Source organism: Phyllobacterium sp. SB3, assembly GCF_040009165.1.
Lineage (GTDB): Bacteria > Pseudomonadota > Alphaproteobacteria > Rhizobiales > Rhizobiaceae > Phyllobacterium.
In genome coordinates this window covers 111,758-128,327 of sequence record NZ_JBDYKI010000007.1, presented here as the reverse complement: position 1 = coordinate 128,327, position 16,570 = coordinate 111,758, and the positions used below count along the sequence as shown (strand labels likewise).

The 16,570-nt window shown below is 54.4% G+C and carries 12 protein-coding genes; 10 read left to right on the top strand and 2 right to left on the bottom strand.

Features of this window, described 5'->3' with window-relative positions:
• Nucleotides 1–30: 30 nt before the first annotated feature.
• From ABKW30_RS22875 to ABKW30_RS22840, 8 genes are all read left to right on the top strand, one after another.
• Nucleotides 31–2,340 carry a bifunctional salicylyl-CoA 5-hydroxylase/oxidoreductase gene (locus ABKW30_RS22875; protein WP_348601242.1) on the top strand — a complete coding sequence of 770 codons (2,310 nt, stop codon included), beginning with the start codon at nt 31–33 and terminating at the stop codon, nt 2,338–2,340.
• Nucleotides 2,337–3,119 carry an SDR family NAD(P)-dependent oxidoreductase gene (locus ABKW30_RS22870; protein ID WP_348601241.1) on the top strand — a complete coding sequence of 261 codons (783 nt, stop codon included), beginning with the start codon at nt 2,337–2,339 and terminating at the stop codon, nt 3,117–3,119. The genes ABKW30_RS22875 and ABKW30_RS22870 overlap by 4 nt, the downstream gene beginning before the upstream one ends.
• A gap of 6 nt (nt 3,120–3,125) precedes the next feature.
• Nucleotides 3,126–3,968, top strand: coding sequence for an enoyl-CoA hydratase family protein (locus ABKW30_RS22865; RefSeq protein WP_348601240.1), 843 nt, complete (start codon nt 3,126–3,128; stop codon nt 3,966–3,968).
• 3 nt (nt 3,969–3,971) lie between these two features.
• Nucleotides 3,972–5,171, top strand: coding sequence for an acyl-CoA dehydrogenase family protein (locus ABKW30_RS22860; RefSeq protein ID WP_348601239.1), 1,200 nt, complete (start codon nt 3,972–3,974; stop codon nt 5,169–5,171).
• A gap of 4 nt (nt 5,172–5,175) precedes the next feature.
• Entirely contained in the window at nt 5,176–6,357 is a 1,182-nt protein-coding gene (locus ABKW30_RS22855; protein ID WP_348601238.1) for an acyl-CoA dehydrogenase, read from the top strand.
• A gap of 17 nt (nt 6,358–6,374) precedes the next feature.
• Nucleotides 6,375–6,806, top strand: a complete 432-nt coding sequence (locus ABKW30_RS22850) for a RidA family protein (RefSeq protein ID WP_348601237.1) — start codon at nt 6,375–6,377, stop codon at nt 6,804–6,806.
• 2 nt (nt 6,807–6,808) lie between these two features.
• Complete coding sequence (locus tag ABKW30_RS22845) at nt 6,809–8,755, top strand: 3-hydroxyacyl-CoA dehydrogenase NAD-binding domain-containing protein (protein WP_348601236.1); 1,947 nt, start codon at nt 6,809–6,811, stop codon at nt 8,753–8,755.
• Between the two features lie 120 nt (nt 8,756–8,875).
• Nucleotides 8,876–9,271, top strand: a complete 396-nt coding sequence (locus tag ABKW30_RS22840; protein ID WP_348601235.1) for a hypothetical protein — start codon at nt 8,876–8,878, stop codon at nt 9,269–9,271.
• A 5-nt stretch (nt 9,272–9,276) separates the two neighbouring features.
• Here ABKW30_RS22840 and ABKW30_RS22835 read toward each other — a convergent pair whose 3' ends face one another.
• Nucleotides 9,277–12,402: an efflux RND transporter permease subunit gene (locus ABKW30_RS22835; RefSeq protein WP_348601233.1), complete on the bottom strand. Its 3,126-nt coding sequence runs from the start codon at nt 12,400–12,402 to the stop codon at nt 9,277–9,279.
• 9 nt (nt 12,403–12,411) lie between these two features.
• Complete coding sequence (locus ABKW30_RS22830; protein ID WP_348601344.1) at nt 12,412–13,647, bottom strand: efflux RND transporter periplasmic adaptor subunit; 1,236 nt, start codon at nt 13,645–13,647, stop codon at nt 12,412–12,414.
• A gap of 322 nt (nt 13,648–13,969) precedes the next feature.
• On the opposite strand from ABKW30_RS22830, the gene ABKW30_RS22825 reads away from it, so the two are divergent.
• Together ABKW30_RS22825 and ABKW30_RS22820 are read left to right on the top strand one after the other, a co-directional pair.
• Nucleotides 13,970–14,689: a response regulator gene (locus ABKW30_RS22825; protein ID WP_348601232.1), complete on the top strand. Its 720-nt coding sequence runs from the start codon at nt 13,970–13,972 to the stop codon at nt 14,687–14,689.
• Nucleotides 14,686–16,119 (top strand): ATP-binding protein, encoded by a 1,434-nt coding sequence (locus ABKW30_RS22820; protein ID WP_348601231.1) that lies wholly within the window; start codon nt 14,686–14,688, stop codon nt 16,117–16,119. The genes ABKW30_RS22825 and ABKW30_RS22820 overlap by 4 nt, the downstream gene beginning before the upstream one ends.
• Nucleotides 16,120–16,570 lie beyond the last annotated feature (451 nt).

The window sequence follows — 16,570 nt, the reverse complement described above, 5'->3', positions numbered from 1 at the left end:
CGCATCCTCTCACCGATTGGAGGAACAAACATGCGGATTGTCTGTATTGGCGGCGGCCCTGCCGGCCTCTATTTTGCGCTTCTCATGAAACGCCAGCATCCCGGACATCACGTTACCGTTGTAGAACGCAACCGTGCGTTTGATACGTTTGGCTGGGGCGTTGTTTTCTCCGATGCGACCATGCAGTCAATGCGCCAATGGGACCTGCAGACCGCCGAAACAATCGAGGTCGCCTTCAATCATTGGGACGACATAGAACTGGTGTTCAAGGGCCGCAAAATCCGCACGAGCGGTCATGGCTTTGTTGGCATCGGTCGCAAGAAAATGCTGAATATCCTGCAGGACCGCTGCCTAGAGCTCGGCGTTGAACTTGTCTTTGAAAAGGACGTGACCGGGGACGAGGAATTCCCTGACGCAGATTTGATCGTTGCCTCTGATGGGGTCAATTCGCGGATTCGTACGAAGTACACCGATGTCTTCAGGCCTGATATGATGGTTCGGCCCAACCGGTTTGTCTGGCTTGGAACGAACAAACGTTTCGATGCGTTCACTTTTGATTTTCAGAAAACTGAACATGGGTGGTTTCAGGCGCACATCTATCGCTTTGATGAGAACACATCGACGTTCATTGTTGAAACGACTGATGAAGTTTTCAAGGCGCACGGCCTGGACAAGATGGATCAGGATCAGTCGATTGCCTTCTGCGAAAACCTGTTTGCAGAAACGCTGGGTGGTCATAAACTGATGACCAATGCCCGCCATATGCGTGGTTCCGCCTGGCTCAATTTCGGCCGGTTGATCTGTGAGAAATGGAGCCATTTCAACGGGAATAGCCATGTTGTCCTGATGGGCGACAGTGCTCATACCGCGCACTTCGCTATTGGGTCGGGTACGAAACTTGCCATTGACGACGCCATTGAACTTACCCGCCAGTTCGACATTGCGGGTCACGACAAAGCCAATATTCCCGCAGTTCTGGCTGCCTATGAGGAAGTGCGGCGCATTGACGTTGCGCGGATCCAGAATGCTGCACGCAATGCAATGGAGTGGTTCGAGGTTGTCGGCACACGCTATGCGGATACGCTTGAACCTGAACAGTTCATGTACTCAATGCTGACCCGGTCGCAACGCATCAGCCACGAAAATCTGCGGTTGCGTGACAAGGATTGGCTGGAAGGTTTCGAACGCTGGTTCGCCAGTCGCGCCGGGGTCGACCCGGCACCCAACGGTTCCGTGCCTCCCCCCATGTTCACGCCATTTAAAATTCGCGGTCTGACCTTGCATAATCGCATCATAGTGTCGCCTATGGCCATGTATTCTGCGGTTGATGGGCTGCCGAATGATTTTCATCTCGTGCATCTCGGAGCCCGCGCCATGGGTGGTGCAGCGCTGGTTTTCCCGGAAATGACCTGCGTTTCTGCCGATGCGCGTATTACGCCCGGCTGTCTTGGCCTTTGGAATGACGAGCAGGAATCAGCATGGAAACGCATTGTTGATTTCGTGCATCGGCAGACACCCGCAAAGATCGGTATCCAGCTTGGTCATGCAGGACGCAAGGGTTCAACGAAGGTTGCGTGGGAGGGAATAGACCAGCCCGTCACACAAGGGGGGTGGCCATTGCTCTCCGCGTCTGCCCTGCCCTACATGCAAAACTCCGATACGCCGCGCGCCATGACCCGGGACGATATGGATCATGTAAAGGCAGATTTTGTGCGGGCCACCGAACGGGCACGCGATCTTGGCTTCGATATTCTCGAATTGCATGCCGCCCATGGCTATCTGCTGTCGAGTTTTCTCTCGCCGCTGACCAATCATCGGGATGATGAGTATGGCGGCGATCATCATGGCCGGGCAGGTTTTCCGCTGGAAGTGTTCCATGCTATCCGGCAAGTCTGGCCCAAGGACAAGCCGATCTCTGTACGCCTGTCGACCAATGACTGGTTCGAGGGCGGCAATACACCGGAAGATGCCGCGATCTTCGCGCAAATCTTCAAGGACGCCGGAGCAGATTTGATCGACTGTTCATCCGGACAGGTGGTCAAAGAAGAACAGCCGGTTTACGGCCGCCTGTTCCAGACGCCTTTCTCTGATAAAATACGCAATGAGATTCAAATACCGACGATAGCAGTGGGAGCGATTTCCGAGGCTGATCATGCCAATTCCATCATTGCCGCCGGTCGCGCCGATCTGTGTGCCATTGCCCGTCCGCATCTGGCTGATCCGTCTTTTGTCATGCATGAGGCAGCAAGGATCGGTTATGCCGAGCAGGTATGGCCAAGGCAATATTATTCAGCCAGGTCGCAATATGTGAACAATCTGGCGCGCGCGGCTAAAACATGAACGTTGCAAAAAGACATGCTTTCGTCACTGGTGCAGGGACAGGCATAGGCAAAGCCATTGCGCTGGCGCTGGCTGCAAAAGGCATGCATGTAACCCTGGCTGGACGGCGGAATGCTCCCCTTGCAGAGGTCAAAGAGCTGATCTCCGGTGCCGGCGGCGTGGCTTATGTCCTGGACGGCTTCGATGTCACGGATGCTGCTGTTGTCGGACAGGGAATTGGATGGGCAATCGAAACGGCCGGAGAAATTTCGATCCTTGTGAACTGTGCCGGAGAAGCGCCGTCGGCTCCCTTTGAAAAGACGGAAACCGAGCTTTGGAACAGGGTTCTCGGTATAAATCTCACTGGCACTTTTCTTGTAACCCATGCGGCCCTGGCTTCCATTCGGCTGGCGGGCAATGGCCGCATCATCAATATAGCAAGCACGGCAGGCCTTACCGGTTATGCCTATGTTTCGGCCTATTGCGCAGCCAAACACGGGGTAATCGGACTGACACGCTCACTCGCCCTTGAGTTGGCACGCTCCGACGTAACGGTCAATGCCGTCTGCCCCGGCTTTACCGATACGCCGTTGCTGGACAATGCGGTGGAAACCATCAGTGGCAAGACCGGACGCTCACACGATGAAGCGCGTGCAAGCCTCGCCCGGGCTAACCCGCAAGGCCGATTGGTTATGCCTCGGGAGGTCGCCGATACTGTGCTCTGGCTGGCATCTGAAAAATCAAGCGCGATTACCGGCCAGGCGATACCCGTTGCCGGCGGCGAAGTCATGGGAGGGTAGAACTTCATGAGCAATCCGATGCAAGACAAGAAGCGTCCGTTTAAAGATCACAAAGCCAGGCATTTCCTTTTCGAAGCTGATGAAGATGGCCGCGTTGCAACGATCACGCTCAATCGTCCGGAAAAGAAAAACCCGCTCACCTTTGAAAGCTACGAGGAACTAACCGAACTGTTTCGCTCACTTGCCCGGGCCAGTGATGTGCGTGCAATCGTTTTGACAGGCGCTGACAATAATTTCTCTTCTGGCGGCGATGTCTTCGACATTATTGAACCGCTGACGCGCATGGCCATGCCCGATCTTCTGGATTTCACGCGGATGACCGGTGACCTGGTGCGCCAGATCCGTGCCTGCCCGCAGCCGGTCATCGCAGCAGTGGATGGTATTTGTGCAGGAGCAGGTGCAATCCTTGCCATGGCCGCGGATTTTCGTGTTGCCACGCCGGAAACCAGAACGGCCTTCCTGTTCACGCGCGTCGGACTGGCCGGTGCGGATATGGGTGCCTGCGGGATTCTTCCACGTATCATCGGACAAGGCCGTGCCGGCGAACTGCTCTTCACCGGCCGTGCCATGACTGCAGCCGAGGGACACGCATGGGGATTCTATAATGCCCTGCATGAACGCGAGGCTTTGCTGGGTGAAGGCCAGCGTTTTGCCCGCACCGTTGCTGATGGACCGTGGTTTGCCCATGCCATGACCAAGAAAATGCTCGATCAGGAATGGGCCATGGGTATCGACCAACTCATTGAATCGGAAGCACAGGCACAGGCAATCTGTATGGCGACCGGCGACTTCCGCCGTGCTTTCGACGCCTTCGCTGCAAAGACCAGGCCCCGGTTCGAGGGAAACTAGAATATGGCTTTGCAGCAGGCAGGAACCTTGACGCGCGAGCATCTTCAATGGCCTTTCTTCGACGGGAGTGCGCGTGCGCTGGCAACCATACTTGACGGCCTCCTGACCAGCGGGGGACTGGGGGAGATTGACCACGGCGATGCCGATACGACATGCCGGACGCTGGTTAAAAAACTCGGTGAAGCAGGAATATTGCGTCATTGCGTTCCAAAGGAATTCGGTGGGTTTTCGGAAGAGATTGACAGCCGTTCTTTGTGCATTGTACGGGAGACGCTGGCCTATGCCGATGGGCTGGCTGACTTCGCTTTTGCCATGCAGGGACTGGGAACCGGCGCGATAAGCCTGGCTGGCTCGCAGGAGTTGAAGCAAAGCATACTGCCGAGGATTGCACAGGGTGGGCTGATATCAGCCTTCGCCTTGTCAGAACCGGATGCGGGATCGGATGTTGCGGCCCTCGATTGTGCTGCCCGTCGCGATGGCGACCATTTTGTTCTCGACGGTGAAAAGACCTGGATTTCGAATGGCGGGATTGCTGATGTCTACACGGTTTTTGCCCGCAGCGGCGAAGCACCGGGCACGCGTGGCATTTCCGCTTTTGTTGTATTTGCCCATACACCCGGCTTTTCCATTGTTGAACGCATTGAAACCATTGCACCGCATCCGTTGGCCCGCATTCGCTTCGACAATTGCCGGATACCTGCATCGCAGCTTCTGGGAAGCTCCGGCGAAGGGTTCAAGATTGCCATGCGCACGCTCGATATCTTCCGTCCATCCGTGGCTGCCGCCGCTATCGGATTTGCACGTCGTGCATTTGACGAGGCCGTTGCTCATGCCAAAAGTCGCAAGATGTTTGGCGCCACCCTTTCCGATCTTCCCACGGCACAGAGCACACTGGGAGAGATGGCAACGGCAATCGACTCTGCTGCCCTTCTTACATACCGCACCGCGTGGCGCCGAGACGTGCAGAAACTTCCAACAACAAGCGAGGCGGCCATGGCCAAGCTGACGGCAACGGAAAACGCTCAATGGGTCATCGATCAGGCATTGCAACTCTTTGGCGGGCGTGGAGTGCGCGTCGGTGAAATAACGGAGCGGCTTTACCGGGAGATCCGGGCGCTGCGTATTTATGAGGGTGCCACCGAAGTTCAAAAACTCATCATTGGCCGCGAGTTGATGAAGAATACCGGCAAGAAGACAGGATGATCACATGCATGGTTCCAAAGCATATTACGACTGGCAGGACCCGTTCAATCTGGATGCACAACTGAGCGAAGAAGAACGGATGGTGCGTGATAGTGCACGTGCCTATGCTGAAGACAAGCTTCTGCCACGCATACAGGAAGCCTTCCGCCACGAAAGAACCGATCCGTCCATATTCGCCGAAATGGGGGCACTTGGCCTGCTGGGACCGACAATACCTGAAGAGTATGGCGGTGCGGGGCTGAATTACGTTTCCTATGGCCTGATTGCACGCGAGATCGAACGTATCGACAGCGGCTATCGATCGATGATGAGTGTGCAGTCCTCGCTGGTCATAATACCCATCCATACTTTTGGCAGTGAAGAACAGAAGCATAAATATCTTCCCGGACTGATCGCCGGAACAAAAATAGGCTGCTTTGGCCTGACCGAGCCGGACCATGGTTCGGATCCGGGTTCCATGGCAAGCCGTGCGCGCCGGACCGATGGCGGCTACGTGCTGAATGGCTCCAAGACATGGATCTCCAATTCGCCGATTGCTGACGTATTTGTTGTTTGGGCCAGGACGGAGGACGGGCTGATCCGCGGGTTTATTCTGGAGAAAGGATGGAAAGGGCTTTCCGCTCCCGCCATCCACGGCAAGGTCGGCTTGCGCGCCTCCATAACCGGGCAGATTGTCATGGATGATGTGTTGGTGCCGGAAGTAAACATGCTGCCTCATGTCACCGGTCTGAAGGGTCCCTTTACCTGTCTTAATTCGGCTCGGTTCGGTATCGCATGGGGTGCACTTGGCGCTGCAGAATCCTGTTACCAGACCGCACGCGACTATGTGATCGATCGCAAGCAATTCGGCCGGCCACTCGCAGCCAATCAACTGATTCAAAAGAAGCTGGCCGATATGGCAACCGAGATTGCCCTTGGCCTGCAAGGTTACCTGCGTCTCGGACGTATGAAAGGCCACCCGCCGTTCGAACTGACATCCATCCTGAAACGCAACTCCTGCGGCAAAGCATTGGAAATTGCGCGCAATGCCCGCGATATGCTGGGCGGCAACGGCATTTCCGACGAGTTCCCGATTGCGAGGCATCTCGTCAATCTAGAGGTCGTCAATACCTACGAAGGTACGCACGATATTCACGCCCTGATCATCGGCCGCGCCATTACCGGCATTGCCGCATTCTCCAATTGAGCGGAAGCAGCAAGAGCATGACCAAATCTGCGGAAATAACAAATATGCCAACGCCGCATCGGGCCTTGCAGCCGGAGGGCTGGGCCCGACCAATCGGTTATTCCAATGGAATGGAAGCCCGGGGCCGGACGGTCTTTGTCGGTGGTCAGATCGGCTGGAATGGTCAGTGCAAGTTCGAAGCGAAGGATTTGCCGGGCCAGATCCGGCAGACGCTGGAGAATATCGTTGCCATTCTTCGTGAAGCAGGTGCAGGCCCCGAGCACGTTACTACCATGACCTGGTACGTACTCGACAAGAAGCAGTATTCCGCATCCTTGAAAGAAATAGGCGCTGCTTACAAGGCCACCATGGGGCGGCATTTCCCGGCCATGGCGGTGGTACAGGTTTCCGGCCTCGTTGAGGACGAGGCGCTGGTCGAGATCCAGGCTACCGCAGTCGTACCGGATTGATCATGACTGTCAGTTGGGATCGCAAAGGTAATATTGCCCTTATCTGGATTGATAACCCGCCGGTAAACGCAACCTCACATGCGGTGCGCGAAGGATTGGTGGCAGCGCTCACTGATGTAGATTCCGACCTCGATATTCACGCTATTGTCATTGCCTGTAAGGGCAAGACTTTTGTAGCTGGGGCGGATGTAAAGGAGTTCGGCACGCCGCCGAGACCTCCGTTTCTGACTGATCTTGTCCAGCTTATCGAGGATTCTGCAAAGCCTGTAGTGGCAGCAATCCATGGAACTGCCCTCGGGGGCGGACTTGAGATTGCGCTCGCCAGCCATGCCCGGATTGCAGCGCATGACGCTCAACTCGGTTTGCCCGAGGTGAAACTCGGCTTGATCCCCGGCGCCGGCGGCACGCAGAGATTACCCCGCCTGATTGGAATGCCTGAAGCAATCGACATGGTTGCAACCGGCAAACGCGTTTCGGCGGCACAGGCCCTCGATCTTGGACTTATAGACCGCATATCGCAAAAAGACCTGATTGCGGATGCGCTGGAATTTGCAGAAATGCTTGCGGGTAAAGAACCACGCAGGACCGGACGGTTGCCAGTGCGTGAATTCGATCAGCAGGAGGTAGTGGCACAGATTGCTTCGGTTGATCGCAAGGCGCGCGGGCAGACCTCGCCGAGTGAAGCTGCACGTGCCGTACGCTTTGCTGGCGATGTTCCACTTGAGCAGGGCCTGAAACTCGAACGGGATAAATTCCTTGAGCTTGTGAGCTCCAGACAAGCCCTTGCCCTTCGCCATGTGTTTGCTGCGGAGCGCCTTGCCACAAAGATTGACGGACTTGAGGGCGTCTTGCCTCGCCCTGTCCGGAGTGTCGGGATTGCCGGTGCCGGGCTTATGGGCGCCGGTATAGCCGTCGCCTTTGCAGATTCGTCCTATGAAGTCACGGTGGTGGAGCGTGACCAACAGTCCTTGATTGAGGGCCGCAAGCGGATCGAAGCAGTTTGCGATCGTATGGTAAAATCCGGACGGATTGACGAGGCTGGTCGGGAAGAACGGCTTTCCCGCATGCGTTTTCATTTTAACCGAACGGCTTTTGCCGGATGCGATCTGGTTCTTGAAGCGGTCTTCGATGATCTTTCTGTGAAGCAGGAACTGTTCGCTTCACTCTCCTCGATTGTCCGGCCGGATACCATCCTTGCTACCAACACGAGCTATCTCGATCCCGGTGCGATCGCTACGGTGATAAAAGAGCCGAGCCGGTTCATTGGGCTCCACTTTTTTTCGCCCGCCAATGTGATGCGTCTTGTTGAAGTGGTCAGGACTGAAGGCATTGCTCCAGATGTTCTGGCATCAGGGCTGGCTGTTACGAAACGCCTTGGCAAGCTTGGCGTTGTCAGCGGTGTCTGCGAAGGTTTCATAGGCAATCGCTTGTTTACAGCTTACCGGCAGCAATGCGACTTCATGCTTGAAGACGGCGCTTTACCCCATGAGATAGATGCTGCGGTCGAGGGTTACGGCTTTCCTATGGGACCTTATGCAGTTACCGATCTCGCGGGGCTGGACATCTCTTGGGCACGGCGGAAGCGCGACGCGGGCAAGCGGGATCCTGCCGCACGCTATGTAGCTGTTGCCGACCGCTTGTGCGAAGCTGGGCGCTTCGGCCGCAAGTCAGGGAAAGGCTACTACAGATATGGTGGCGGCAAGAAATCCATAGATCCCGATGTGACGGAAATGATTGAGTCCATCTCGCTTGAAAAGGAAATTGTACGTCGCCCATTTGAGCCGGACGAGATCATGGCAAGGATTATCGCCGGGCTCGTCAGTGAAGGCGACAGGATACTGTCGGAGGGTGTTGCCTTGCGTCCATCCGACATCGATCTCGTGCTTGTCAACGGTTATGGTTATCCCGCATGGCGCGGCGGTCCCATGTTTCAAAACGGAAGACGCTGAGCTCTGTTACTGACACTGCATTATCGTGTAATTTTATCTGGCGTTCACAGGGTTGTCCTGAACGCGTGCGTATTGTTATGCTTCAGGACTACGCAGTGTACGGCTATGTTGGAGGTTGGTATGACATTGGAACCCGGCAGGACAGACAGTGAGGCTTATGAGTTGGCAAGCCAGACAGCTGATGCACAACGCGCAAAGCTTCACGACTGGCAGCGAGCCCAAATTAGCGACAGGGACATGCAAACGGGCGAAACCTGGTTTTTATGGGGTTTTTATAGCGCCATGACCAATGATGTAGAATACCGGAAGCGTCTGCTCGTTGCCCATCTGGATAATCGATACGGATCATCCGCAGACAATGAACAGCAAGTTGCAGAAATTGCCAGAATGGCCGACGAGGAAAATCGCCTGTTCGATGCAATAGCTGCGGCAGGCCGCCAAGCCTACCACGAGGGCGGCGATGGTCACCTGGCCAACATCGCCACAATTTTCCTGAATGTCATTCGAAACCACTAGAACCATCAAACTTTAACCGGTGATGAATCGGGAACGTGGCCACCTTTGAATACCTTTCGGGTGGCCACGAATAGCAAGGGAATGAAGAGCACGCCAAGTATGGTGGCAGAAATCATTCCCCCCATCACGGCTATACCGATCGAGTTCTGACTTTTCGAACCTGCTCCACTTGCGACAGCAAGGGGAAGTACGCCAAGAATAAAGGCAAACGATGTCATGAGAATGGGTCGCAGACGCTGTCGTGCTGCCTCCAGAGTTGCGGTCACCAGATCTCGTCCCGCCCTTTGCCGTTCGATTGCGAATTCTACAATCAAGATGGCATTCTTCGCGGACAGACCGATTGTAGTCAGCAATCCAACCTTGAAGAATACGTCGTTGGACTGACCAAAAATCGTTGCTCCGGCCAATGCACCAAAGATACCTATGGGAACCGACAACATAACGGCAAGCGGTATGGACCAGCTTTCATAAAGTGCTGCTAATGCCAGGAAAACAACCAGAACCGATATGGCATAAAGGGCCGTAGCCTGACTGCCTGAAAGTTTTTCCTGAGCGGAAACAGAAGTCCACTCGTGCGTGAAACCGGCGGGAAGCTGTGTCATAAGCGCGTCAATTTCATTCATTGCATCACCGGAACTGATGCCCGGAGCAGCAGCGCCCTGGATCTGCACGGCGGCAGCTCCGTTGTAGCGTTCAAGCCGGGGCGATCCATAGACCCATGACCCGCTGGCAAAGGCCGAGAACGGCACCATCGCGCCATCGGAATTTCGGACAAACCAGCGATCAAAATCATCCGGCTGCATGCGGAAGTTCTCATCGCCCTGCACGTACACAGGTTTGATCCGCCCGCGATCAATGAAGTCGTTGACGTAGGTTCCGCCCCAGGCTGTGGAAAGCGTCGTATCAACATCAGACAGATTGAGATTGAATGCGCTTGCCTTTTCCTGATCTACGGAGACCGAATATTGCGGCGTGTCTTCCTGACCGTTCGGCCGGGTCCCGGACAACAGCAGGCTCTTTCCTGCAAGGCCGAGAAGCCGGTTGCGGGCCTGCATCAGGGCATCGTGGCCCGCTCCCTGTTCATCCTTGACAAACAGATCGAAACCGGCGGAATTGCCAAACCCCTGGATAGCGGGTGGCGCAAGCGCGATAACTCTCCCATCCTTGATTTTCGAGAAGGCACCCATCGCACGACGGGCTATTGCTTGTGCCGTGGCATTCTCGTTCTCACGCAGGCTGAAGTCCTTGAGGTTGATGAAGAGCATGCCGACATTTTGTCCCTGACCGCTGAAGTTGAATCCAACTGTCCCGAACACGCCTTCGACATAGTCCTTTTCGTTGGTCAGATAGTAATTTGTAACCTGATCAAGCACTGCCTGGGTGCGATCGGCTGTTGCACCCGGTGGCAGCTGGATGGATGTCAGCAATCGGCCCTGATCTTCTTCCGGGAGAAACGAGCCGGGAAGCCGGTTAAACAGCCAACCTGCCGTGATGCCGATCAACAGAAACACAGCGAGAAATGCAAAGGGGCGGCGGAGTATTGTACCAACGCCGGAACCATATCTGTTAACGCTGCGATCAAAATTACGATTGAACCAGCCAAAGAAGCCCTTCCTGACGGTAGCGTGTTGCGGCTTGCGCAGAATGGTCGCGCAAAGTGCCGGAGTGAGTATCAGCGCAACAACAACCGACAGGACCATTGCCGAAACGATGGTCACCGAAAACTGCCTGTAGATTACGCCGACCGATCCGGAAAAGAACGCCATGGGCACAAAGACCGCCGAAAGAACCGTCGCAATGCCAACCAGGGCGCCGGTAATTTCGGTCATGGATTTGATCGTAGCTTCCCGCGGAGAAAGCCCTTCTTCCTCCATGACTCTCTCGACATTCTCGACCACCACAATGGCATCATCGACCAGCAGGCCAATAGCCAACACCATTCCGAACATGGTCAGTGTGTTTATGGAATAACCGAATATCGAGAGAACCCCGAACGTGCCGAGCAGAACCACAGGTACGGCCAACGTTGGAATAAGAGTTGCACGGATATTCTGCAGAAAAATAAACATGACAATGAAGACAAGTATTATGGCTTCGACGAGAGTTCTCACGACATCTTCGATCGATAGCTTCACGAAGGGCGTGGTGTCGTAGGGGTACACAACCTCAACGTTTGACGGAAGAGTCTGCTGCAAGCCGGCAATTGTCGATTGCACTGCTTCCGCCGTCTCGATTGCATTTGCGCCTGTAGCGAGATTTATACCAAGACCTGCTGCGTTGTTACCGTTGTAGACAGCAGTTCTCGTATAGCTTTCGGCACCCAGCTCAACCCTGGCCACATCGCCAAGTCGTACAATGGCACCAGCCTGTTGGCTTTTCAGAATGATGTTCCTGAACTGCTCCGGCGTTTGCAGGCGGCTTTTTGCAGTAACAGTGGCATTAAGCTGTTGCCCCCGTTGTTGAGGCAATCCGCCAAGCTCACCGGCGGAAATCTGAGAGTTTTGCGACTGGATCGCTGCTGTGACATCGCTGATATTGAGCTGATACTGTGCCAGTTTGTCGGGATCCACCCATATGCGCATGGCATAGCCTGCGCCGAAAATCTGCGTGTCTCCGACACCGGCAACACGCTTCAGAGTGTCGTTCAGTGTCGTATCAATATAATCGGCCAGATCAGTCGTGCTCAATTTGTTGTCTTTTGAGACGAACCCGATGATCATAAAGAAACTGGACGTAGATTTCGTAACAGTTATGCCCGTGCTTTGAACAATCTGCGGCAATTGCGCTGTGATCAATTGCAGTTTGTTTTGAACCTGCATCTGCGCCACATCGGGATTGGCTGCACTCGTGAAAGTCAGGGTGGTGGAAGCCTGACCGGTCGAGGTTGACGTCGAGGTCATGTAATCGAGATTATCAATCCCGGTCATGCCCTGTTCGACCACCTTGGTAACCGAATTCTCGACCGTTTGCGCATCGGCGCCCGGATAATTGGCGGTGATCCGTACGGTCGTGGGTGCGATCTGCGGGTATTGCGAGATTGAAAGCGTCGTGATCGAGAGCAAGCCACCGAGCATGATGACAATCGCGATAACCCAGGCGAAAATGGGACGGTCAATGAAAAAGCGGGACATGTGCTGAACTCATTCCACTGCAGCAGTAACGGAGCTCTTGTCAGCCCGGACGAGTTCGGCAGGTGACGTCCCGTTCGGCAGCGCTGCCTGACGCAGATCGCCGGTGGCATCGTCAATCGTCACCACGCTCACATTAACGTCCTGTCCGGGGGCGATACTCTGACTGCCCTCGACGATCACACGATCACCTTGCCTGACGCCTTCGCTCACCAGCCAATTATTGCCAATCGCACGCTGCACGGGCAGTATCCTGTCCTCGACTTTTCCGTCCGCAGTAACAAATTTTGCCATCGCTTCTCCCTTGGGATTGCGGGTAACCGCGCGTTGGGGAACGAGGTAACTATTCTCTGCAACGCCTTCTTCAATGGTCGCACGGACATACATCCCCGGCAATAAAAGCCTGTCAGGATTGGGGAAGGTCGCTCTTACATTTATTGTACCGACAGACTCGGCAACGGTCGCTTCGGAGAACTCAAGTGTACCGGACTGTTTGTATATGGAACCATCTTCAAGGGTCAGGCTCACCGAAATATTGCTTCCATCGCGTTTCAGGCGGCCCTCGTCGACAGCATGGCGAAGTCTCAGAAAGCTGACACTGGATTGCGTGACATCAACATTGATCGGATCGAGTTTGCGTATGGTTGCCAGGGCCGCAGTCTGACTTGCCGTAACAAGTGCACCGACCGTTACCGTAGAGGCGTCTATCCGTCCATCAATGGGTGCCCGGATTTTCGTATAATCGAGATTGATCCGGGCAGTTTCGAGTGCAGCGGTTGCTGCAGCGACATCTGCTTGCGCCTGCGCGTAGGTCGATTGTGAATCGTCGAGATCCTGCTGACTGATTACATTTGTCTTGTTGAGATTGGCATACCGGTCAAACCTTGCTTTCGCCGTAGGCAAAGCACCCCTTGCACGCTCGAGTGCAGCGTTCGCATTGTCATAAGCTGCCTGATAGAATGAAGGATCGATCTCGTAAAGCACGTCTCCCTGTTTTACATCGCTGCCCTCTCTAAAATTGCGGCTACGAATTATCCCGCCGACTTGCGGCCTGACCTCGGCGACAACACTTGCCGATGTTCTTCCCGGCAGTTCGGCCGTGACAGAGACAGGTTGCGGATCAAGGGTGACTGCGCTCACTTCCGGTCTGGTGGCGGGAGGAGGCGTGGTTTTTTCCTGACTGCAAGCTGCAAGCAGGGTCAGCAGAGGGACGGCAAGAAGAACAGATTGCCAGGACCAATATTGCACGGCAGTCTTGTTCGACGGGAGTTCAGTGAGGTTCAAGATCAGCACCCTTGTAAGAATCCAAGTCACGATGTGCGAACGATCTCCCCACCTCCGACAACGCATTGTTGATACGTTGCCGAAATCTGTGCACGGGTGCCAGGCTATGGGAAACTTGTCGCACAGATGTGCCAGCATGGAGTAAAATTGTAACGAGTTGTCGCAAACCCGGACTGGCGCGCCATGTCACTGACGGGCTGGTAAACTTTGATACACTTTTTCAAGTGCTGTATTTCAGAGATGCTCTATATACTTGGGCAAGTTTTGAATCCTGTCAGGTTTAATTATGCAATCGATGCCGCATATTGCTGTTGTAGACGACCATCGCGATATTCGCGATCTTGTCGGCAAGTATCTTGCACAGCACGGTTATAGAATAAGTGTCGCCGGAAGCGGCAATGCTCTCAGGCGAATACTGGAACATGGCGCACCGGATCTCATCATACTCGATATCATGATGCCAGGCGAAGATGGTCTTTCTGTCTGCCGACAATTGCGAACTACAAGCCAGGTGCCTGTAATTTTCCTGACCGCAATGGCTGATGACACCGACAGGATTATCGGATTGGAACTGGGTGCTGACGACTATCTTACAAAGCCTTTCAATCCACGTGAGCTGCTGGCGCGTGTGCGTGCCGTTCTACGCAGGGTGTCCAGCCTCCCGCCTCAACGCGGCGAACTTACCGCCAAAACAATCAGGTTCGGAAGCTGGCAATTGGACATGGGACGCCGGGAACTTCAAGGCGCCGATCGTGTGGGTGTCGCACTCAGCACAGCAGAGTTCCGTCTGCTGAAAGCCTTCCTCGCTCATCCCGGACTCGTCCTCAGCCGGGACCAGCTTCTCGATCTTACAGTTGGGCGGGCAGCCGATCCGTTTGATCGCAGCATTGATAATCAGGTTAGCCGCCTGCGAAAGAAAATCGAGCCGGACCCAAAGAACCCATCAATGATAAAAACTCACTGGGGTGGAGGTTACAGTCTTTCATCAGAGGTTGAACTCCTATGATGAACTGGTGGAAAACGAGCCTTGCGGGGCAGTTTATTACCTTCATGCTGATCGCGCTTTTTACTGCGCAGGCAATAAGCTTTGCTATTTTCTGGAGCGACAAGCAGCGCGCATTAAGAGAATCGATCCAGAGCGAGTTCCTCAGCCGTGCAGCGACGCTGGCACAGGTTGTAGATGCCCAACCAACAGATCTTCGCCGCGATGTGCTCCTGGCCAGTGCAACGAGCTATGCCCGCTTTTGGATTTCAGCGGACGAGCCGGTAGATACGAATGCCTGGTTCAAACAGGCGACGGCGCAACTTCAGGAACCATTGCCTAATCTTATCAGCCTGTTTTCCAAGCGCGATGAGGACAAAGATGTGGAAGGCCATTCTCTCGAACGCGAGTGGCGTGGCAAGGAGCTGGCGCGGGCCGCCGGTGGTGTCAGCGCATGGGGTACGCTTCCAGCCGGTTCCTGGCCACTTTCCACGCCTGCCAGGTATTTGCGGTTTTCAAACGATGACGGCATCGGAATGGCTGTCCGGTTGAAAGATGGCACCTGGTTGAATGCGGCATCCTATAAGGCTATCGTACCGGACTTCTGGAAAACGCAAACGTTGCTCTCCATCGTTCTCACAATCACGATTATCGCCGGTATCGGCATATTTATTGCCAATCGTATTGCAAAACCGTTGCGGGCGTTGTCTGTATCGGCAGAAGCCCTGGGGCGGGGTGAAACTATCGCAATATTACCTGAAACGGGGCCTGATGATATTCGCAATATGTGCGCAGCGTTCAACCGTATGCAGCTGAGACTTCGCCGTTTCGTTGAAGACCGAACCCGCATGCTGGCGGCAATCAGCCATGATCTGCGCACACCGCTGACGACGTTACGGCTTCGTGCCGAGTTTGTAGCTGACGAAGAACTGCAACAAAAAATGTTGAGCACCATCGACGAGATTCAGGCAATGACCGAAGCGTCTTTGGTCTTTGCAAAAGGCCAAGCCACTGTAGAGCACACGCGGCCCGTTGATCTGAACGCTTTGGTCGAGAGCCTCTGTTCCGATCTTGTCGAACTGGGACATCGCGTCGAATTCATAGAAGGTATAAAAATCATCTATCGTTGCCGTCCTGATGGTTTACGCAGAGCCGTACGCAATTTGATTGAAAACGCAGTGCGATATGGCGGAGAGGCGTTTGTCCGCTTGCAACTCACGCCTGCGACAGTTGATATTATTGTCAATGATTCAGGCCCGGGCATCCCGCAGGAAGAGATCGAGCAGGTCTTTGCTCCGTTCTACAGGCTTGAAGGATCGCGAAACCGCGAGACTGGCGGAGTCGGACTGGGTTTATCCATTGCACGCGCTATTGTTCGTCATCATGGGGGCGATATCGAACTTTCTGGAAATAATCCAGGGCTGCGCGCCGCCGTTGTCCTTCCAAAGCTGTAATTGAGCAGGGTCAAAATAATATCGGCGAAAATGCAACCTGCAATTTCGCCGGTATTATTTTATATCGTTATTCTGCAGGCAAGCCTGGGTTTCAGATACTGCGATACTCAAGAGGCTTTCGAGTATTGCAGATGACTGCTGAGGCGGGATACACGCCGGGTATCAGATCGCCCTTAACTGGAGTTGGCATCTGTGTTTTGGTGACTGCACCGGTTATGTCTGCATATGATGAGGACTGATTTCCCTAAAGTTCCGACATGGTGAGCGACGTAACCACCATGCTTAAAAAGATTATACCTACCATATATTTGCGTCCGAGATTATCAACGGCGTCGGTACACCTGGCTACATATTCGGGTTCAAGGTCATTGTTGCCGGTTGTCATTGGGTGTCTCCTGCTCAATGAATTAACGCGGACCCATGCCGGTAGCTTGTAAACGCAAGCATTCGG

What these genes read in the sequence shown, in the direction of transcription:
- ABKW30_RS22875 (WP_348601242.1), top strand. Translation starts at nt 31, where the DNA reads ATGCGGATTGTCTGTATTGGCGGCGGCCCTGCCGGCCTCTATTTTGCG.
- ABKW30_RS22870 (WP_348601241.1), top strand. Translation starts at nt 2,337, where the DNA reads ATGAACGTTGCAAAAAGACATGCTTTCGTCACTGGTGCAGGGACAGGC.
- ABKW30_RS22865 (WP_348601240.1), top strand. Translation starts at nt 3,126, where the DNA reads ATGAGCAATCCGATGCAAGACAAGAAGCGTCCGTTTAAAGATCACAAA.
- ABKW30_RS22860 (WP_348601239.1), top strand. Translation starts at nt 3,972, where the DNA reads ATGGCTTTGCAGCAGGCAGGAACCTTGACGCGCGAGCATCTTCAATGG.
- ABKW30_RS22855 (WP_348601238.1), top strand. Translation starts at nt 5,176, where the DNA reads ATGCATGGTTCCAAAGCATATTACGACTGGCAGGACCCGTTCAATCTG.
- ABKW30_RS22850 (WP_348601237.1), top strand. Translation starts at nt 6,375, where the DNA reads ATGACCAAATCTGCGGAAATAACAAATATGCCAACGCCGCATCGGGCC.
- ABKW30_RS22845 (WP_348601236.1), top strand. Translation starts at nt 6,809, where the DNA reads ATGACTGTCAGTTGGGATCGCAAAGGTAATATTGCCCTTATCTGGATT.
- ABKW30_RS22840 (WP_348601235.1), top strand. Translation starts at nt 8,876, where the DNA reads ATGACATTGGAACCCGGCAGGACAGACAGTGAGGCTTATGAGTTGGCA.
- ABKW30_RS22835 (WP_348601233.1), bottom strand. Translation starts at nt 12,402, where the DNA reads ATGTCCCGCTTTTTCATTGACCGTCCCATTTTCGCCTGGGTTATCGCG.
- ABKW30_RS22825 (WP_348601232.1), top strand. Translation starts at nt 13,970, where the DNA reads ATGCAATCGATGCCGCATATTGCTGTTGTAGACGACCATCGCGATATT.
- ABKW30_RS22820 (WP_348601231.1), top strand. Translation starts at nt 14,686, where the DNA reads ATGATGAACTGGTGGAAAACGAGCCTTGCGGGGCAGTTTATTACCTTC.